Genomic DNA, 20,027 nt, shown 5'->3' on the forward strand with positions numbered 1-20,027 from the left:
AAATGTAGCATTTACATCTATATATTTGGGTGTAATAGATAGTGATCCAGCAATATATTCTTTCCATAGAATAGTTGACACATCTGTGGGTGTTATAACTGGAATAGTAATAAATTATTTATTAGCAAGACCAAACTATTTAGGTAATGTTAAAAATGAACTAGTCAAATTTGAAAAAATGGCATTAGAATCTATAAAGCATAAGATAGTAAATAAAGAGAAGTTAAATATAGCAAAATTTGAAAAAGAAATTAAAAAATTAGAAGGTATATATAAAAAACTTGTAGATGAATCAAGATACAGTAGAGATGAAATAAACACTGATAAAGTTGGAGAAGCTATGAATATGTGTAAAGAGATATATTCTCATGTACACGCTATAGAATTACTAAACAAGAAGTTGTATTTGAACAATAAAAATCATAAAAATTTAAAGATATTATATAAAACTGAAAATATTGAATGGGACATAGATGAAGAAAAAAGTCCTGTATTTAATTATCATTTAAGTAAGATAATAGAAGAAATGAAAACTCTTCACGAAATTAACAAATCTAACTAACAATCCATAAATAAAATATAGTGCCTCTGTGAATATTAACTTATATAAGAGACTAGGAGGTACTATATGAATTCTATAAATATAAACCCAAAAATCCTTGAAGAATATAAAATGAAGCTTTTCAAAGAATTAGTAAAATCTGTTTGGTATGAGGACATAGAAAAAATAGAAGAAATACCTATAAAAGTACTAGGAGATAATTTGAATGATAATTTTGATAATGAAACGATTATAAATTTAATGAGAGTAATAATGGGATTAGATCCAACTGATGAGTTTGATTATTCATTGGTAGACATGTTAAATGAAGCAACAAATTTAAAGGAGATTAACACTCCTATAATATCAATAATAAAGCAAGCATGTAAACACTGTAATAAAAATAGCAAAGAAGGTGCATGTTTAATTAAAAATAAGCATAGTAATTGTAATGAGACAAATACTTGTAACGCATGTGGAGAATGTATATCAAAATGTAGTCTAGGAGCTATATCAGATAAAATACAGTTTATTCCTATGATAAATCTTTTAAAAGAAGAAACTTGCCCAGTATATGCTATAGTAGCACCGGCTTTTATAGGTCAATTTGGTGCAGAAGTTACTCCAGGTAAGATAAGGACTGCTCTTAAAAAAATTGGATTTGAAGATATGATAGAAGTAGCTCTAGCTGCAGACATGCTTACAGCAAAGGAGGCTTATGACTATTGTGATCATATGAAAAGTCATGAAGAAGGATATTATATAACAAGTTGTTGTTGTCCAGTATGGGTAGGATTAATTCAAAATAGATTTCCAGAAATTTTAGAAAATGTGTCTCCATCTGTATCGCCTATGATTGCATGTGGAAGGGCAATAAAAATATTAAATTCTAAAGCAAAAGTAGTTTTTATAGGTCCTTGTATTGCAAAGAAAAAAGAAGCAACTATAGATGAGATAAAAGATGCTATTGATTTTGTATTAACATTTAAAGAATTAGAAGATATTTTTGATGCTTTAGAAATAAATCCATCCGAATTAGAAGAAGAAAATAGAGTTGAGGCATCATATTCAGGTAGAGTTTATGCTAGGACTGGAGGAGTAAGTAAGGCAATACAGATATCTTCAGAGAGAATAAATAAAGATATTAAATTTATTCCTCAATCATTTTCAGGTGTCAAAGACTGTAGAGAAGGACTGCAAAAGGTTATTAATAAAGAAATCGATGCAACGTTTATAGAAGGTATGGGTTGTATTGGTGGATGTGTAGGTGGACCTAAGAGAATTTTAAACGTAGAAGAGGGGACAAAGTATGTTAATGAATACTCAGAAAGTACAAAGATAGAGACGCCTTTTGATAATTTAAATGTATTACAATTTTTGACTGCTATAGGAATTAAAAAAGTAGAATCATTAGGAGAGAAAGAAGAAGAACAGATTTTAAAAATATTTAGTAGAGATATAAAAAATAGCAAGTAATTAGTGCAAATAACATTTGAAGAAGAAATTGTATGAGAGGGAGATTTGGGGGATGAAAAATAAATCTAATAAAATTATTTCAATAGTTATAGCTAGTTTAGTTATTATAGTAGGTGTATTAGGGCTTAAAACTTTCACAACAAAAAATGTTGAAGAAACCAGTGTATATAGCGAAAGAAGAGATGTTTTTGATAAAATAAAGAACGAAAATGTGGCTAATATAATTTATGAAGCAACATCTCAAATACATAAAGGCCCGGGACCTAGTCCGAAAAAAATAGCATATATAACTATAGATGATGGACCATCTAAATATACAAATGAGATACTAAAAACCTTAAAAAAGAATGATATAAAAGCTACATTTTTTATGATAGAAGGAAATATGAAAAATCATAAAGAAGAAGTAAAAAATGTACAAAAAGAAGGTCATAGTGTAGGATTCCATAGTGTAAGTCATGATATAAAACAGCTTTATAAAAGTCCTGAAACAACATTAAATGAGTTTGAAACTTGCAATAACACATTTTATGATATAACAGGAGATGTATCAAAACTAATAAGATTACCTTATGGAAGTAAGCCCTATATGCCGGATGGATCTCATGATATTTTAGACCAAAATGGATATCTAATGTGGGATTGGAATTTGGATACAGAAGATTGGAGAGCAACAACAGATAAAATCGTAAGTAATGTATTATACTACGGAAGAGACAGACAACACCTAGTAATTTTAATGCATGAAAAAGAACAAACAGTAAAGGCGTTAGATGGTATGATAAAGATATTAAAAGAAAGAGGATATACAATACTTCCAATAAAAGAATACATGAAACCTATGAATTTCTGGGATAAAAATTTATAAAATGTTGTTTTAACCTATGCGGATTAACTAATTTGTATTTTATAAGTTATATATTGTCAAAATCTAATTATGGAGTGAGTTTGAAATTTTACTGAAAGTATAAATATTTAAATTAACATATATATTATCAGAAGTAATTGACAATAATAATATTAATTAGATATAATTAAACAATAAATTAAAATAAAAACTATGATAAAGAGGAGTATGTAAATACTACTAAAAGAGAGGAAGACTCACGGGCTGAGAAGTCTTCTAAGTATAGGTTTGCAGAAGGTAGCTTTGGAGTTTCTAAACTGAACTAATAGTAAGTTTAGACGGGTGGAATCGTTAAATTCTATTAAGAGCCAAAACTTTACTAGTAAAGTGATGGAATTAAGGTGGTAACGCGAGCTTTTCGTCCTTATTTAAGGATGAAAGGCTCTTTTTTTATAATCAAAGATATTTAAATTATAATATTTAGCTAACATGTCGCTCAAAGCGAATTTTAATTAATAATAAAATAAAAGGAGGTAATATAATGGAAAATACAAATTTATCAAAAACGTATAATCCCAAAGATTTTGAGTCAAGACTTTACTCAAAATGGCTAGAAGATGGGCTATTTAAATCTAAGCCAAACCCAAATAAAAAACCATTTACAATAATGCTACCACCGCCTAACATAACAGGGCAATTACATATGGGACATGCACTTGACCATACATTACAAGACATACTTATAAGATGGAAGCGTATGGACGGTTATGAAGCTTTATGGCAACCGGGAACAGACCATGCTTCTATAGCAACAGAAGTTAAAGTTGTTGAAAGAATAAAAGAACAAGAAGGAAAAACTAAGTACGAAATAGGAAGAGAAGAATTCCTAAAAAGAGCTATGGACTGGAGAAATGAATTTGGTAGAAAGATAGTAGACCAAATGCAACAGTTAGGAGATTCTTGTGATTGGGATAGAGAAAGATTCACAATGGATGAAGGATGTAATGAAGCAGTTACAGAGTTCTTTGTGAAACTATATGAAAAGGGTCAAATATACAGAGGAAACAGAATAATAAACTGGTGTCCAGATTGTAAGACTACTTTATCAGATGCTGAGGTTGAACATGAAGAGCATGACGGTAAATTCTATCATATAAAATACCCAATAAAAGGTAGTAAAGAATTCTTAGAAATAGCTACAACTAGACCAGAAACAATGCTTGGGGATACAGGTATAGCAGTAAATCCTGAAGATGAAAGATATAAGCACTTAGTAGGAAAACATGCAATACTTCCTATGATAGATAGAGAACTTATAATAGTTGCTGATGATTATGTTGATTTAGAGTTTGGAACAGGAGCAGTTAAGATGACTCCAGCCCATGACCCTAATGACTTTGAAGTAGGTCAAAGGCATAATCTTGAAAAGATAAACGTAATGAACGAAGATGGAACTATGAATAAGTTAGCTGGTAAGTATGAAGGTATGGACAGATATGAGTGTAGAAAGCAACTTATAGCTGACTTAGACGAAGCTGGATACTTAATAGCTATAAAAGATCATAATCACAATGTTGGTTCTTGTTACAGATGTAGAACAGTAGTTGAACCAAGATTATCTGATCAATGGTTCGTTAAGATGGATGAATTAGCTAAACCAGCTTTAGATATACTTAAAAATAAAGACCTAGAATTTGTACCAGATAAATTTGATAAAACATATTCTCAATGGTTAGAAAACATAAGAGACTGGTGTATATCAAGACAATTATGGTGGGGTCACCAAATACCAGCTTACTACTGTCAAGAATGTGGTGAAGTTGTAGTTTCAAAAGAAATGCCTAAAGCTTGTAAGTGTGGACACACTAACTTCAAGCAAGACGAAGATGTACTAGATACATGGTTTAGTTCTGCATTATGGCCTTTCTCAACATTAGGATGGCCAAACAATACAGAAGAATTAAACTACTACTATCCAACAAGTGTACTTGTTACTGGATACGATATAATATTCTTCTGGGTAGTAAGAATGGCATTTGCAGGAATGTTCTGTATGGATAAAACTCCATTTAAGCATGTATTAATACATGGATTAGTTAGAGACTCAGAAGGTAGAAAGATGAGTAAATCTCTAGGAAATGGAATAGACCCATTAGAAGTAATAGACCAATATGGTGCTGATGCGTTAAGATTCATGTTAGCAACTGGAAATTCCCCAGGAAATGACATGAGATTCTACATGGAAAGAGTAGAATCATCAAGAAACTTTGCTAATAAATTATGGAATGCATCAAGATTTGTATTTATGAATATAGATGAAGAGATAATGAATGGTGTAACTAGAGAGTCAGTTGAAGATAATATGACTTTAGCTGATAAGTGGATAATATCAAGAGCTAACAATGTTGTTAAAGAAGTTACAGACAATATGGATAAGTTTGATCTTGGTATAGCTGCTCAAAAGATATATGATTTTGCATGGTCAGAGTACTGTGACTGGTATATAGAAATAGTTAAGCCAAGATTATATTCTGAAGATAAAAAAGCTAAGCAAACAGCTTTATATACATTAACATACGTATTAGAAAAAATATTAAAACTTCTTCACCCATATATGCCATTTATAACAGAGGAAATATATACTCATCTTCCAACAGTAGACGGAAGTATAGTAGTAGCACAGTTCCCTCACTATACTGAAACTGATAATATGGCTAAAGAAGAAGAAATGATGAACTTAACTATGGATGGTATAAGAAATATAAGAAACGTAAGAGCAGAAATGAACGTACCGCCATCAAAGAAAGCAAAGGTTATAATAGTTCCTACAGCTGAAAAGAAAGAAGCAATGGTTGAAGGTTCTGATTACTTCGTAACATTAGCATCTGCATCAGTAGTTGAAATATTAGAAGATGAAACTAATATACCAGAAGATGCTGTAAGTGTTGTTATAGAAGGCGTTAAGATATTTATACCACTTGATGAATTAGTTGATTTTGCTAAAGAAATAGAAAGATTAAGCAAAGAAAAATCTAAATTAGAAGGTGAAATAAAGAGAGTTAACGGAAAACTTTCTAACCAAGGATTCTTAGCTAAAGCTCCAGAAAGTTTAATAAATGAAGAAAAAGCTAAGAAAGAAAAATTTGAAGAGATGATGAAGTCTGTAGTTGAAAGACTTGAAAATTTAGAAGCTAAAATGAAGTAATATAAAAATATATATTATTAACAAAAATGCCCATTAAAGTAGTATTTATATACTTACTTTAATGGGCATTTTTATATACTAAGGGATTATAAATTATCTGGTTTGTGAATAATTTGTAATCTCAATCGATAAACTTAAAAAGTTTCGCCAACACGTTACTCAAGCAACGGACGTAGTCGTTGGCGATATGAGTGAAGCGAATTTTTTATTTGAAAAAAATATATATTGATGGATTAAGGTAGAATGGTTAATTTTTAATCGCCAAAAAAGTTTTAAAAAAATGCTACTTTTTTATATCAGATTTGTAACTAAAAATCCATTGAAAGGTTTATCAAAAATAGTTTATACTACAAAAGTCGACAAGTTATTTGAAATAAGTATATTAGAATATAAATTTTATTATGGAGGTTAATGTATATGATAAAACATATTATACCAGTGATGTTATCGGCAGTATTATTAGTTACAGGATGCGCAAATAATAATATAGGTAAGACTGATAAAATAGAAGGTTCAAAACTTACATACTCTAATTTAATAGATGATAAAACTCAAAATGAAATTAAAAATATATTAATAGAAAATAAAATAGAGGAAAAGCAAGCAAACTATTTTATTAAGATTGTACAAGACTATAATAATAAATCAGATATAAATAAATTAAAAACATCAAAAAATGGATTTACATCTATAAAAACTCAACAAGTACCTTATGATGAAGGATACTTAGGTGAAAAATGGGATATGAAAAAATTAAATTACATGGATTTTAACTGTAGATTAACAGCATTTTCAATATTTAAAAAATATGTTAATTCAGGAGAAAAGTTTAAAGGTGATGATAGAAATTTAATGTTTGATATAGATGCTATAGATAATAACCCTATAAGTAGATTTACTAAAGAAGATGTTGATAAGTTCATCAACTTATATGTGGCCATACCAGTAGAAAATTCAAAAGATGTAGAAAAACATGCACAAGCAATTATAAAAGAATGGGAAAAAAGAAAGATATCATTTGTAAAAAATGAAACTGTGTCAATGATAAATGTGCTCTTACATGCACCAGAGGACAATGAGGTATTTGTAGGACATGCAGGTATTTTAATAAAAACTAAAGATGGATTATTATTTATTGAAAAATATGGACCATCTTTACCTTATCAAGTTTCTAAATTTAAGGATAAAGCAGAGTTAAAAGCCTACTTAATGGATAGATTGGATAACAATACATCTGGTGATGGATCATCAAAGCCAATAATTATGGAAAATAATGAATTAATGAAATAAATATAAAAAGTCACTCTATCTTGAGTGACTTTTTATACTTAAATGATATTTTAAGTATTGACCTAATATAGTTTTTATTGCGAATAAAATATACTATAATAAAATGGTAGGAATACACAAAAGATAAACTGCCAAGGGGGATAATAAATGAATTACCAAGAATCATTAAAATATATAGAAGAAACACATAAATTTGGAATAAGGCTAGGCTTAGATAATATGACTAAGCTATTAGAGCTTTTAGGAAATCCTCAAGATAAATTAAAAATAATACATGTAGCAGGAACTAACGGAAAAGGATCAACATGCTCGTTTATAACAAGTATACTAAAAGAATCTGGATACAAAGTAGGGCTTTATACATCTCCGTTTTTAGAAACATTTACAGAGAGAATTAGAGTTAATGGAGAAAATATACCTAAAGAAGATGTAGCAAGAATAGTTACATTAATAAGAGAAAAAATAGAGCAAATGGTAAGTGAAGGTTATTCATATCCAACAGAGTTTGAAATAGTTACTACTATGGCATTTTATTATTACTGTGAGCAAAATGTGGATTTTGTAGCTCTTGAAGTAGGACTTGGTGGTAGATATGATGCGACTAATATAATAAAAAAATCAGAAGTTAGTGTAATATGTTCTATAAGTTTAGATCATGTAAACATACTTGGAGATACAATAGCAAAAATAGCCTATGAAAAAGGTGGAATCATAAAGAAAGAAGGTACAGCAATAGTTTATGATCAAAGTAATGAAGCAAAGGATGTAATAAAGAAAATTTGTAAAGATAAAAATGCCAATTACATAGAAGTAAAATTTGATGATATAGATATAAAAAAATCAGATATATACTCTCAAATTTATGATGCTAGTATAATGGGAGATAAATATGAAAATTTAGAAATAAAATTAATAGGAGATCATCAAGTAAATAACTCAATACTTGCTTTAAGTGTTATAAAGTACTTAGTTGATACTAAAGGGCTAGAGATAAGTGAAGAAAACATAAGAAAAGGTCTTATAAATACTAAATGGCCAGGTAGAATAGAAAAAATAAAAGAAAGGCCAATATTTATAATAGATGGAGCTCATAATGAAGATGGAGCTAAATCTTTAGCAAAGGCAATAGATAAAAACTTTAAAGGTAAAAATCTAACTATGTTAATAGGTATGTTAGAAGACAAGGATATAGATGGAGTTTTAGAAATACTTATGCCGAGATTCGATAAAGTTATAGTAACTACTCCTGATAATCCAAGAGCTATTAGTTCTGAATTACTAAAAGAAAAGATATCTAAATATGTAGCTAATGTTGTTGAGAAAAAAGAAATAGAAGATGCTGTCAATTATACGTTAGAAAATTCAAATAAAGATGATGTAATAATAAGTGCAGGTTCTTTATATATGATAGGTGCGGTTAGAACTATAGTAAATAATAAGTAATTCATTTTAATAGATAAAATTAAAAGTATCTAGGACATCCTAGATACTTTTTTGTCTAAAATATCTTCTAATGTATATTTATTAAAAACAGACTTAAAAGATACTAGTGCATTATTTATTATAGGCTTTAGTTTACAAGAATTACTTATATTACAAGAATTATTTTCTAAAGAAAAGCATTCGACAATATTTAAATTATCTTCTGTAACTTCAAGTAAATCACCTAAATTTATACGACTAGGATCTATTCCTAATTTTATTCCACCATTTCTTCCTTTAGAGGATGAAATATATCCACATTTAACTAACTTATAAACAATTTTTTTCACATGATGTGATGATAAATTAAGAACTGAAGATAATTCATCCACAGTAAAGTGTTTATCTGGATTATTTCCTAAGTGAATTAGTATTCTAAAACCGTAGTCGGTAAATTTTGATAGATTCATAAAATCCTCCAGTACTAATGTTTTGTATACAACTCTACATTAATATTATACATATATACATAAAAAATATAGATATAAAATAAAAAATGTGGCCATATAGCCACAATTTTTTTATTTTAAAGCATCACGTATAGCTTTAGATAACTGGTCTGGACATGATGTAGCTTTTGATCCACAAGGTATATTTTCTAATTTATTTGCAACCTCATGAGCATCTTGTCCGATTACTAAGTGTTTTATTCCTATCATGTTTCCTGGACATCCGCCTACAAACTCAATGTCTGTTATTTTGTTGTTGTCATCTACATCAAATGACATTTCTCTGCAGCATACACCGCTTGGTTTAAAAGTTATTTTCATCCCATAAACTCCTATACATAATAATATTTTCAACTAATGATACCAAGATGTGGATAATATTGCAATATGTAAAAGATATGCATAGTACAAGCATTCTATTTAATATAGTATCATATGATATTTATTATAGGGAGGAGGATGTTATTTGAAAGTATATATTTCGAACTATCTATCAAAGAGTATCAGTGTGCTTAATTACGAGACATTTAATTTAGAAGAAGATATAGAACTAGAAGAAAGAATTTACCCCCATCATTTTTGTATAGATAAAGAAAAATCGTTAATCTATATACCAAGTTCTAATGATGGAGTTTTGTATGTCCTAGACTTAATAACTAATAAGATTATAGATAACATATCTATAGGTGGTAGTTTAAGTCAAGTTGCATTATGTAATGGTGAACTGTTCGTGTCTAATGAAGATTCAAATAGTATATATATAATAGAACAAGATAGCTTAAATCCTATTGGTATAATAAGTGTAGATGAGATGCCACATGGATTTGATTTTGACCATGAAGATAATAGGTTATATGTACCCTGTATAAATTCTATAGTTTGTATAGATACAACAAACAAGTGCATAGATAAAAAAGTAGATACAGAATTTAAAGCGTGGCATATAAAAATAGATAAAGAAAAAAATGAAATATATACATCAACTTTAGACGGAAAATTAGTAATATTAGATGGAACTGATATGAAAGTGAAAAAAATAATAGAGGAATTTTTATTACCTGTGCAAATATGCTTTAATTATAGTAAAAACAGAGTATATATAGCAGACTTGGGATATAAAAGTATAAGGATTTTAGAATATGAAACGGGAAAATATCTAGAATCTATCGAAGTAAACGGAAATCCCCAAGGATTAGAAATATCTAAAAATGAAGAATTATTATTTGTTTCGGATACCCAGAGAAATTCTATAAAAATATATAGTACTTTAGATAATAGTTTATTAAAAGAGGTAAAAGTAGGAAAAGAGCCTACAACCATATTATGTTTGTAGGCTTAATTATTATCACGTATAAGTAATTCGATTACTTCTGCATACATGTAAGAAGCATTTTTCTTCCAGTTATTGCAAATTAAATTGGCTTGCTTTTCTGAAGAAACATTTAAGTTTAAATCTATTAAATTAGATTGATTTTCTATAACTCTTAAATTAACAATAAATTCATGATCACTTTGTTTAACAAAACTTGACTTTACTTGAGTATCAGATAATAAACTTTCTTTATTATTATTAATATACTCATCTATTTTTTTGTCACATCTTCTGGGATTCTAGATAAGAAATATTCTAGTATTTCAAGCCCTTTTTGAGTAAGAGAGTAATATTCTCTAGCAGAGTCTTTGTATGTAGTTAAAAATTTGGATTCCATAAGTTGAGATAGAAATTGTTGAAGAGAGAAATAATTCATCATTTCTGTTTCTAATACAACTTGTGTTATTTGAGAATTAGTTAAATCCATATTAATTTTATTTAAAATATATAAAATTAATAGCTTATGAGAAGCTAATTCTTCAGATGAGTTTTCAAACATAATATCATCCTCCGTAAACTATTTCTATATAATATATTAAACTAAAATATATAAAAATAAAAGCACAATTTATTTAATATTATATTTGAGTATAATTTGAATAATTTTGTAAATAAAAAGGCTACCAAAATGGTAGCCCTTTTTTTACCCAGGTGTCAGAATTTTAATCTACTTCCCAGCCATTTGTTGTTCAGCCATTTCAACTAATTTCTTAGTCATATAACCACCAACATATCCGTTTTGTCTAGCTGTTAAGTTACCTTTATCAACAGTATCATAGTTAGCTAAACCTATTTCATTAGCTATTTCTAATTTCATTTGGTTTAAAGCAGCTTTAGCTGCAGGAACTACAGTTTTGTTGTTGTTTGAACTTGACATAGTAAAATTCCTCCTTAAGTTGATGTTTGACAACGAATTATACTCTTTCGTTGTTAATACTAATTTGCCCACGAATATGATTTTATATACTATTTTTTAAAAAAAATATTTTTTTAAGATTCCTTTCTATTCATCTTTATTTTCTTATCTTTTCTTATACCGTTTACAGTACTGTGAATTTCTCTTGGGTGAACGTTATTTTTAAATACTGAATTATCGTGAATACTTTCTCTTTCTCCATTTACATTTTTAGGTACATTATTTAAAGTTGCCACTAAAATCACCACCTTTTAATATGATTAAATTTAGTTTCTCCAAATAACAATTTTATTTTAGTAGTAATTTTTTGAAATTAAAAAATAAATTTTAAGTATAGGATAAATTATTATAAGGAGGTGTAGCATGAACAGCAGATTAAAAAAGACTAAGTCATTAATATCTAGTATTTTTTTTCTAATGCTAACATTAATATTATTATTTGCTTTAGTTTATGGAATAAGATATTTTTGCTACAAGCAAGAAAATGCAAATATGCCTATATATAAGGTTGATACACAAGAGAAGAAAATAGCTTTAAGTTTTGATGTTGCATGGGGATCTGATAATATAGATGAAATTCTAAATATATTAGATAAATACAACATAAAATCTACATTCTTTTTAGTTGGAAGTTGGATAGATGATAATGAAGAACTTGTTGCTAAAATACATAAAAAAGGACATGAATTAGGAAATCACTCAAATACTCATGCAAATACAAAAGAGTTATCAGAAAAGGCAATAGTACAAGAACTAGAAGTAACATCAAGTAAAATTGAAAAAATAACAGGGGATAAAACTACGTTATATAGACCGCCTTTTGGGGATGTAGATAATAAAACTTTAGAAGTATGCAAATCTTTAGGATATAAAGTTGTTAAATGGGATGTGGATTCTATGGACTGGAAAGAAATAGGACCAAATCATGTAATAGAAAGAGTAGCTAGAGGCTCACAACCAGGATCAATAGTACTATTCCATGCAAACATAAGTAATGTAGAAGATTACTTAGATTCAATAATAAGTAACCTTCAAAAAGATGGATATGAAATAGTTCCAGTGTCAGAACTAATACATAAGGACAATTATACGATAGATAGCAATGGAGTACAAAAAATTAAAGATTAAATAGATATTAAGAAACTGTAATAAAAAATAAACTTAATCAATATATTTATTATATAAAAAAGATAAAACATAAGAATTAACAATTGTGGGGGGAGAAAAAAATGATAACTGTTAAAGACGATACTAATGTAGTAAACCTAAGGGGAGAATTAGAAGAAAATTTAGAATTTAGTCATGAGATATTTGGTGAAAAATTCTATAATACTAAAATAAAAATAAATAGACTTAGTGATTCATATGATGTACTTCCGATAACTGTATCAGAAAGATTATTAGAGGAAATAGATTTTGAAAATAATAAATCTGTTAAGGTAGTAGGCCAATTAAGATCTTATAATAAAAATATTGATAATAAAAACAGATTAGTTCTTACTATATTTGTTAGAGATATAAAAGTCTGTGATGAAGAAAATAAAGACCCCAATAGTATATTCTTAGATGGATACATATGCAAAAATCCAATATATAGAAAAACTCCATTAGGAAGAGAAATAACTGATTTATTAGTTGCTATAAATAGGCCATATAATAAATCAGACTATATACCATCAATAGTATGGGGAAGAAATGCCAAGTTTGCTAAGAGTTTAAAAGTAGGGGATAGAATACAAATGTGGGGAAGAGTACAAAGTAGAGAGTACGAAAAGAAGACTGATGATGGAGATGTTCTTAAGAAAGTTGCATATGAAGTTTCTATATCTAAAATAAAGAAAACTAGTGAAAATAACAATGAATAGGGTTTCATAAAAAACATTGAAATTTACCTATTGAATAGTTCCCTCGGATTGATTATAATCTATTCTATGATGATTTATATAAATGTATAAAATAAAAGAGGGGGAACACTGTGAAAAGCGTATTATATCATGATTACGAGCCTAATGCTGATTTGATTGATACTTCTGATGATGTAACATGTTTTTTAGATACTATCAAGTATAATATAGGAAACAATATATTACTTGTTGGAGAAATAGGCAATTTAGGAAAAAGATTAAGAATGTTAGGTGTGTATGTAACAATACTAGAAAATAGTGCATATGAGGATGTATGTTACTCTTTAATACACAATGAAAACTGTAGCGTTGTAAAAGGTTGTTTAGAACTACTACCGTTTGAAGATAAATATTTTGATAAAGTTATAATATTAGATCACTTTAATAATACTAATAATTGTAGTAAAGCTTCAAAAGAAATAAATAGAGTTTTAAAGAATAATGGAGAACTTATATTAGAAGATTTAAATCTAAAAAATTTAAAAGTCAAGTTAAAGCATTTAAAGCGTAAGTTATGTGGTGAAAATATAACATATCATTACCCTCAAGATATAATCAATATGTTCTCAAGCTTAAACTTTGAAGGTACTCTTAAAGAAGTTCAAAATGAAAGATATATTTATATAGGAAAAAGAAAGTAGATAATGTAAAATAAAATATATAGATAATAAAAATAAAGACTAGGTTATCCCTAGTCTTTATTCAATATAATGACGAATTTATAAATTCAAACTGTCAACTTGAGCAATATGTTGATTACATGAAGTGTAGCACCAAAGCAATAGCTTAAAATGTTTCGCATACACGTCGCTCAAGCGTAGCGAATTTTATTATAGGAGAGGAAAAATGAACATAAATTATGCTTTAATTATTATTGTAATGTTATTTGTAGTACTTATATCGATTCAGTTAACACTAAATAAGATATATTTAATATTAAAAGATATAAAAGAAATAATTAATATTAAGAAATTAAGGAATGATTAAGATGATAAGCTTAGAATATATTAAAGATGATATTCAAAACATAGCAGAGGCCATTGTGGCTGTTTTAGGTATAGATGTAACTATAGTAGATCAAAATTTAGTAAGGATTGCAGGTACAGGAATATATATAGATAAAGTAGGTAAAAAAGTATATGGATACTCTGCATTTAAAAAATCACTAACTGAACAAATTGATATATTAATTGATGATCCAAGCTGCAATGATATTTGCAAAGAATGTGACAGTAATATAGGATGTAAGGAGTTTGCAGAGGTGTGTTGCCCTATAATATGTGAAGAAAAATCATATGGTGTAATAGGTCTTATAGCCTTCACAGAAAATCAAGCAAATATTATAAAAGACAATAAAGATAATCTTATGAATTTTTTAGGTAAAATGGCTGATTTGATTTCTAATAAATTAAAAGCTCAAATCAAAACTTATGAATTAGAGTTGGAAAAGAAAAGATTAGAAACATTAATAGACAGTATGGATAAAGCTATAGTATCTATTAATGTAGATGGAAAAATAGATAAATATAATTCAAAGTTTATGAAGATATTTAACTTAAAAGGAAGTATAAAAAATAAAGATATATCAGATATACTAAAATTTATTGATAGACAGTCAATGAATAATTTTAAGAAAGATAAATCTTGTAGTTTTAATTATGAAAGTGGAGATTATACTTTAAAAGGAATATACAATGCAAACAAAATAATTTTAAAAAACGAACTTAAAGGATATGTTATAGATTTTATAGATAAAAGAGATGCCATAAAAAACTATAACAAAATAAATAAAGATTATATAATAACCCTAGATAATATAATAGGAGAAAGTGATATTATAAATAGTACAAAAAAAGAAGCTCTTATTGCATCAAAATCAACATCTACAGTTCTTATTACAGGAGAAAGTGGGACAGGCAAAGAGTTATTCGCAAGGGCTATACACAATCATAGTAATAGGAATGAAAATCCTTTTGTAGCGGTAAATTGTGCAGCTATACCAGATAATCTACTTGAAAGTGAATTATTTGGATATGAAGAAGGTGCATTTACTGGAGCTAAAAGAGGAGGTAAATTAGGTAAGTTTGAGCTTGCTCATAAGGGAACTATATTCTTAGATGAAATAGGAGACATGAGTTTGCATTTGCAAGCAAAACTACTTAGGGTGTTGCAAGAAAAGGAGCTTAATAAAATAGGTGCGAAATCAAATGTGTTTATAGATGTAAGAATTGTAGCAGCAACTAATAAAGACTTAGAGAAGATGGTCAATAAGGGAACTTTTAGAGAGGATTTATATTATAGATTAAATGTAATTCCAATATCATTACCAAGTCTAAGGGATCGTAGAGAAGATATTCCTTTATTAGCTAATTTTATGATGAAAGAATATGCTATCAAACTTAATAAAAATGTAGTCGATATAGATAAAAGTGTTATAAATTTAATGATTAATTATAAATGGCCAGGCAATATAAGAGAGCTTCAAAATATTATAGAATATAGTGTAAATATGTCTTCATCATCTATAATTACATTAGATACAATGCCAAATAGAATGAAAAAAATAGATAAAAGTGAAGATATAATAATTAAAGAAGGAATAATTAATCTAGAAGAATTGGAAAGAAGAGAAATTATAAAGGCATTAGATAAATATAAGGATTATAAAAAAGATAAAGATTTAGCAGCAAAGGCCTTAGGTATATCAAGGGCAACTTTATATAGAAAACTAGAAAAGTATAAAATAGTCTCAAAATGATACTAAATATCATTTTGAGATTTTTTGTATTGTTTTTGAGAAAAGTGAAACTATATAATGATATATTCAATTTATAAAAAGTGAATAATCTATTATTATATAAAAAAATTAAAAAATTCTACATAGTTTTATAAAATAATTTATATATTATTTAATTTAAAAAATATGTTTAAATTTCAATGTTTATATAATACTTAATAATAAAAATTTAAATATAAAAAATAATTTTAATCATTCCCAAAATATATAAAAAATAATTTGAATAAAAGTTGGCACGCTTATTGCTATAATTATAAGTCATAATATTATTATTTTGGAGGGATTTATTATGATGGATACAAAAGCTATGGATATAAAAGGAAGATTAATTAATATATTAGTTGAAGAGGTAAAACCAGCTATGGGATGTACTGAGCCTGTTGCAGTAGCACTAGCTTGTGCAAAAGCTAAAGAATTATTAGGAGAAGAAATAGTTAAGCATAGAGTATTAGTAAGCCCTAATGTTTATAAAAATGGTTTATGTGTTGGTATACCGGGAACAGAGAGAGTAGGACTTAAAATATCGGTTGCACTTGGATTTATAGGTGGTCATTCAGAAGATGGGTTAAGAGTATTAGAAGGTATAACTAAAGAAGAGGTTAAATTAGCTGAAAGCTATATGGACAATACACCAATATCAGTATCTCCAGCAGATACAAAAGAAAAAGTATATATAGAAGTTAATTTAGAAGGAAAGAATAATACTTCAAAGGTAATCATAAGAACTAAGCATGATAATTTTGTATACTTAGAAGCTAATGGAAAAGTTCTATTAGCACAAGAAGGATTAGACGAAATTGCTTCTACAACTGAAGTAGCTACAGAAAATATATTAGATACAATAACTATAAAAGAATTAATAGCAAATGTTGAAGATATGGAATTTAAAGATATAGAATTCTTATTAGAAGGAATAACTATGAATGAAGAAATAGCTAATTGTGGATTAGAAAATAAGATAGGTATTGGCGTTGGATACGGAATGAAAAAGTCTATTGAAAAAGGTTTATTAGGTGATGACTTAATGAATAATACAATGATGATAACCGCAGCGGCGGCAGATGCTAGAATGAACGGAGTAAAATTACCAGTTATGAGTTCAAATGGTAGTGGAAATCATGGTATAACAGCAATACTTCCTATAGTTGCATACAATAAAAGATTCCCACAAAGTGATGAAAGATTAGCTAAATCATTAGCGATATCTCACTTAGTAACAGCTTATGTTAAAAACTTTACAGGAAGACTATCAGCAGTGTGCGGATGCGGTGTTGCAGCATCAACTGGGGCGACAGCAGGTATATCTTGGTTAATGGATGGAAGTACAAAACAAATAGAAGGTGCTATGGAAAATATAGTAGCAAGCTTAAGTGGAATGATATGTGATGGAGCAAAATCAGGGTGTTCTTTAAAATTAGCATCAGCAGCATCAGCAGCTATACAAAATGCTATAATAGCAACTCAAGACTGTATAGTACCTCCATTAACAGGTATAGTTGGTAATACTGTAGAAGAAAGTATACAAAATTTAGGAAAAGTATCAGATAAGGGAATGACTACTACAGATGAGGTTATAATAAATGTAATGGATGATATGAACAAGGTTGACTAATTTTGTTGCAAAAGAAGATAATCTTCGATAAAATGGAAAGTATCATTATATATAGTGGAGGATTATACTATGGATATAGAAACTAAAAAATGGGAAGTCCTATGTTCGCAGGAACAGATAGCAAATAGGCTAAAAGAATTAGGATCTCAAATATCAGAAGAATATAAAGGTGAAAAACTTATAGTTATATCTTTATTGAAGGGAAGCTTCATATTCTGTGCAGATTTAGTAAGAAACATAACTGTACCAGTTAAGATTGAATTTATGACTACTTCAAGTTACGGACACGGAGAAGAAAGTTCAGGTAGAGTAAAATTAGTATCAGATATAGGTTCAGAAATAGAAGGATGCCACGTATTAGTTGTAGACGATATAACAGATACAGCTCTTACAATGGACTTTGTTATGAGCCACTTAAAGTCTAAAAATCCAGTAAGCTTAAAATGCTGTGTGTTATTAGATAAGCCAAGCAGAAGAAAAGTAGAATTAGTTCCTGACTACTGTGGATTTGAAATAGAAGATAAATTCGTTGTTGGATATGGATTAAACTTTGGAGATTACTACAGAAATATACCATATGTATTTAATGTAACAAACGAAGATAGATAATATAAAAAGTTGCTCTAATAGAGCAACTTTTTATATTCCAAATAAATTGAATCTTAAGTAACGGATATAATTGAGTGGATACGAAGCTATACAGTTGACTCTATGAACGAAGTGAATTTTAAGCAACGGATGTAACTGAATGAATATGAAGTTATATCGTTGGCGACATGAACGAAGTGAATTTTATACACATATTAACTATAAAAATTTACAAAAAGTGGATAACTCAGATAAAAAAATATTATAGGAGGTAACAACATGGGGATAAAAATGGTACATCATATATGCATTCAAACTGAAAATTACAAAGAATCTTTAGATTTTTACACAAAAATACTAGGTTTTGAGGTAGTAAGTGAAACAGCAAACTTCCATAGTAGAGATTATAATACTTGGATACGTATAGGTGACTTTATGATAGAGCTACAAACACCGAAATCTGGGGATAAGTTTAATAAATGGAGTTCATTAAATGAAGGACCTGTGCATATGGCATTTTTAGTGGATAATGTAGAAGAAGAATATAAAAGAATTATAGACTTAGGATATAATAATTTTAAATTAAAAAATGAAGAAGTTGTGTATAAAGTTGAAGGTGAGAGTTTATTTAAAATAAAGGCTCCTGAAGGAACTGAGATAGAAATAAGAGATACAGATATAAACTAAGAAAGCAGACTAATAAGTCTGCTTTTTTATATAGAAAGATATTATTTAAGCAATGGATTTGAGCGAAGGGAATTTCAAGCAACGGATGTAACTGAATGAATACGAAGTTATATCGTTGGCGACATGAGCGAAGGGAATTTTAGTGTCAAAACTATATGGATAGCAATACTATTATAGTAGAGGGTAAATTTAAATTTTAGGAGGGGATAATAGTGAGAAATTTTGAAGAAGAGTATTCATTAATTAGGGCTTTGCACGCAGTTCCGGATAGTGATGCAGTAGATATATATATAAATGACACTTTATTTTTTAAATCTATAAGATTTACTCAATTTAGTCCGTATGTATATGTTCCTGAGGGAACGTATGAGATGAAAGTATATGCTGTTGATACAACAGAAAATCCAATGTTAACAGAAAATATTGAAGTAAGAAATGGAGAACTAGTAACTATTGCAGTATCAGGAAATATTGATGATTTACAATTAGTAAGCATAAAAGAAGACAAAGAAAGAGCTCAAATAGGATACTCTAAAATAAGAGTAGTTCATTTATCACCGAATGCACCGGAAGTAGATATACTAATAGATGGAGAGGTTTTATTTAAGGATATTGAATTTAGAGATATTAGTGACTATGTAGACATATTAGCTGGAGACTATAGATTAGATATAGAAGCTGTAGCTAGTGGAAGAATTTTAAGAAGCAATCAAAAAACTATAAATCCAGATAGAATATATACATTTTATGCATTAGGAAATCTGCCTAACGTGCAGGTATTTCAATCTTTAGACGGTGCAACGTTTATAGCACCTTCAATATCAGAATAAAAAAAAGCTTAGTTACTTTTGGTAACTAAGC

The 20,027-nt window shown here is 28.2% G+C and carries 20 protein-coding genes, 1 pseudogene and 1 other annotated feature; of the genes and pseudogenes, 16 read left to right on the top strand and 5 right to left on the bottom strand.

All coding sequences use genetic code 11. The features are described 5' to 3' along the window. From JWF52_RS12680 to JWF52_RS12705, 6 genes are all read left to right on the top strand, one after another. Positions 1-562, top strand: a 562-nt coding sequence (locus tag JWF52_RS12680; RefSeq protein ID WP_353654940.1) for an aromatic acid exporter family protein, incomplete at its 5' end; no start/stop codon positions are given. A gap of 66 nt (positions 563-628) precedes the next feature. Further along, positions 629-2,017, top strand: a complete 1,389-nt coding sequence (locus JWF52_RS12685; protein WP_208333918.1) for a [Fe-Fe] hydrogenase large subunit C-terminal domain-containing protein — start codon at positions 629-631, stop codon at positions 2,015-2,017. Between the two features lie 52 nt (positions 2,018-2,069). After that, entirely contained in the window at positions 2,070-2,885 is an 816-nt protein-coding gene (locus JWF52_RS12690; RefSeq protein ID WP_208333919.1) for a polysaccharide deacetylase family protein, read from the top strand. 183 nt (positions 2,886-3,068) lie between these two features. After that, positions 3,069-3,293, top strand: a binding site (T-box leader). A 112-nt stretch (positions 3,294-3,405) separates the two neighbouring features. Then, a complete protein-coding gene (locus JWF52_RS12695) occupies positions 3,406-6,069 on the top strand; it encodes a valine--tRNA ligase (RefSeq protein WP_208333920.1) in 2,664 nt (887 codons plus the stop codon). Positions 6,070-6,486: 417 nt separating this feature from the next. Further along, complete coding sequence (locus JWF52_RS12700; protein WP_208333921.1) at positions 6,487-7,359, top strand: DUF4300 family protein; 873 nt, start codon at positions 6,487-6,489, stop codon at positions 7,357-7,359. A 147-nt stretch (positions 7,360-7,506) separates the two neighbouring features. Next, on the top strand, positions 7,507-8,802 hold the full coding sequence (locus JWF52_RS12705; protein WP_208333922.1) for a bifunctional folylpolyglutamate synthase/dihydrofolate synthase: 1,296 nt from the start codon (positions 7,507-7,509) through the stop codon (positions 8,800-8,802). Between the two features lie 29 nt (positions 8,803-8,831). On the opposite strand, the gene JWF52_RS12710 is transcribed toward JWF52_RS12705, so the two are convergent. Next, positions 8,832-9,251 (bottom strand): RrF2 family transcriptional regulator, encoded by a 420-nt coding sequence (locus JWF52_RS12710; RefSeq protein ID WP_208333923.1) that lies wholly within the window; start codon positions 9,249-9,251, stop codon positions 8,832-8,834. Between the two features lie 111 nt (positions 9,252-9,362). Next, complete coding sequence (locus JWF52_RS12715) at positions 9,363-9,611, bottom strand: TIGR03905 family TSCPD domain-containing protein (protein ID WP_208333924.1); 249 nt, start codon at positions 9,609-9,611, stop codon at positions 9,363-9,365. 145 nt (positions 9,612-9,756) lie between these two features. On the opposite strand from JWF52_RS12715, the gene JWF52_RS12720 reads away from it, so the two are divergent. Then, positions 9,757-10,623, top strand: a complete 867-nt coding sequence (locus tag JWF52_RS12720; RefSeq protein ID WP_208333925.1) for a YncE family protein — start codon at positions 9,757-9,759, stop codon at positions 10,621-10,623. A 2-nt stretch (positions 10,624-10,625) separates the two neighbouring features. Here the strand turns inward: JWF52_RS12720 and JWF52_RS19730 are convergent. The 3 genes and pseudogenes from JWF52_RS19730 to JWF52_RS12735 form a co-directional block, all read right to left on the bottom strand. Next, positions 10,626-11,161: pseudogene (locus tag JWF52_RS19730) on the bottom strand (DUF4364 family protein). Between the two features lie 168 nt (positions 11,162-11,329). Continuing rightward, positions 11,330-11,539, bottom strand: coding sequence for an alpha/beta-type small acid-soluble spore protein (locus tag JWF52_RS12730; protein WP_042276113.1), 210 nt, complete (start codon positions 11,537-11,539; stop codon positions 11,330-11,332). A gap of 113 nt (positions 11,540-11,652) precedes the next feature. Beyond that, positions 11,653-11,814, bottom strand: a complete 162-nt coding sequence (locus JWF52_RS12735; RefSeq protein WP_208333926.1) for a hypothetical protein — start codon at positions 11,812-11,814, stop codon at positions 11,653-11,655. Between the two features lie 127 nt (positions 11,815-11,941). Between JWF52_RS12735 and JWF52_RS12740 the strand changes: the two genes are divergently transcribed. The 9 genes from JWF52_RS12740 (at position 11,942) to JWF52_RS12780 (ending at position 19,996) form a co-directional block, all read left to right on the top strand. Beyond that, on the top strand, positions 11,942-12,706 hold the full coding sequence (locus tag JWF52_RS12740) for a polysaccharide deacetylase family protein (RefSeq protein WP_208333927.1): 765 nt from the start codon (positions 11,942-11,944) through the stop codon (positions 12,704-12,706). Positions 12,707-12,807: 101 nt separating this feature from the next. Next, on the top strand, positions 12,808-13,443 hold the full coding sequence (locus JWF52_RS12745) for a single-stranded DNA-binding protein (protein ID WP_208333928.1): 636 nt from the start codon (positions 12,808-12,810) through the stop codon (positions 13,441-13,443). A 110-nt stretch (positions 13,444-13,553) separates the two neighbouring features. Further along, positions 13,554-14,123 carry a class I SAM-dependent methyltransferase gene (locus tag JWF52_RS12750; protein WP_208333929.1) on the top strand — a complete coding sequence of 190 codons (570 nt, stop codon included), beginning with the start codon at positions 13,554-13,556 and terminating at the stop codon, positions 14,121-14,123. Between the two features lie 205 nt (positions 14,124-14,328). Next, a complete protein-coding gene (locus JWF52_RS12755) occupies positions 14,329-14,469 on the top strand; it encodes a hypothetical protein (protein ID WP_208333930.1) in 141 nt (46 codons plus the stop codon). Then, positions 14,462-16,240 (top strand): sigma-54 interaction domain-containing protein, encoded by a 1,779-nt coding sequence (locus tag JWF52_RS12760; RefSeq protein WP_208333931.1) that lies wholly within the window; start codon positions 14,462-14,464, stop codon positions 16,238-16,240. Before JWF52_RS12755 ends, JWF52_RS12760 begins: the two co-directional genes overlap by 8 nt. Positions 16,241-16,568: 328 nt before the next feature. Beyond that, entirely contained in the window at positions 16,569-17,891 is a 1,323-nt protein-coding gene (locus JWF52_RS12765; protein WP_286184154.1) for an L-cysteine desulfidase family protein, read from the top strand. Between the two features lie 75 nt (positions 17,892-17,966). Next, the gene (gene hpt, locus JWF52_RS12770; RefSeq protein ID WP_353654941.1) at positions 17,967-18,500 is read left to right on the top strand and encodes a hypoxanthine phosphoribosyltransferase; all 534 of its coding nucleotides are present in this window, start codon (positions 17,967-17,969) and stop codon (positions 18,498-18,500) included. 258 nt (positions 18,501-18,758) lie between these two features. After that, positions 18,759-19,166 (top strand): VOC family protein, encoded by a 408-nt coding sequence (locus JWF52_RS12775; RefSeq protein ID WP_208333933.1) that lies wholly within the window; start codon positions 18,759-18,761, stop codon positions 19,164-19,166. Positions 19,167-19,378: 212 nt separating this feature from the next. Continuing rightward, a complete protein-coding gene (locus JWF52_RS12780) occupies positions 19,379-19,996 on the top strand; it encodes a DUF4397 domain-containing protein (protein ID WP_208333934.1) in 618 nt (205 codons plus the stop codon). Positions 19,997-20,027: the final 31 nt, after the last annotated feature.

The sequence above is a fragment of the Clostridium sp. CCUG 7971 genome (genome assembly GCF_017590215.1).
Taxonomy (GTDB): domain Bacteria; phylum Bacillota; class Clostridia; order Peptostreptococcales; family Peptostreptococcaceae; genus Faecalimicrobium.

Bases quoted from the DNA above. Each gene is read 5' to 3' on its own strand.
- JWF52_RS12685 (WP_208333918.1), top strand. From the start codon at position 629: ATGAATTCTATAAATATAAACCCAAAAATCCTTGAAGAATATAAAATG.
- JWF52_RS12690 (WP_208333919.1), top strand. From the start codon at position 2,070: ATGAAAAATAAATCTAATAAAATTATTTCAATAGTTATAGCTAGTTTA.
- JWF52_RS12695 (WP_208333920.1), top strand. From the start codon at position 3,406: ATGGAAAATACAAATTTATCAAAAACGTATAATCCCAAAGATTTTGAG.
- JWF52_RS12700 (WP_208333921.1), top strand. From the start codon at position 6,487: ATGATAAAACATATTATACCAGTGATGTTATCGGCAGTATTATTAGTT.
- JWF52_RS12705 (WP_208333922.1), top strand. From the start codon at position 7,507: ATGAATTACCAAGAATCATTAAAATATATAGAAGAAACACATAAATTT.
- JWF52_RS12710 (WP_208333923.1), bottom strand. From the start codon at position 9,251: ATGAATCTATCAAAATTTACCGACTACGGTTTTAGAATACTAATTCAC.
- JWF52_RS12715 (WP_208333924.1), bottom strand. From the start codon at position 9,611: ATGAAAATAACTTTTAAACCAAGCGGTGTATGCTGCAGAGAAATGTCA.
- JWF52_RS12730 (WP_042276113.1), bottom strand. From the start codon at position 11,539: ATGTCAAGTTCAAACAACAACAAAACTGTAGTTCCTGCAGCTAAAGCT.
- JWF52_RS12740 (WP_208333927.1), top strand. From the start codon at position 11,942: ATGAACAGCAGATTAAAAAAGACTAAGTCATTAATATCTAGTATTTTT.
- JWF52_RS12745 (WP_208333928.1), top strand. From the start codon at position 12,808: ATGATAACTGTTAAAGACGATACTAATGTAGTAAACCTAAGGGGAGAA.
- JWF52_RS12755 (WP_208333930.1), top strand. From the start codon at position 14,329: ATGAACATAAATTATGCTTTAATTATTATTGTAATGTTATTTGTAGTA.
- JWF52_RS12760 (WP_208333931.1), top strand. From the start codon at position 14,462: ATGATTAAGATGATAAGCTTAGAATATATTAAAGATGATATTCAAAAC.
- JWF52_RS12765 (WP_286184154.1), top strand. From the start codon at position 16,569: ATGATGGATACAAAAGCTATGGATATAAAAGGAAGATTAATTAATATA.
- JWF52_RS12775 (WP_208333933.1), top strand. From the start codon at position 18,759: ATGGGGATAAAAATGGTACATCATATATGCATTCAAACTGAAAATTAC.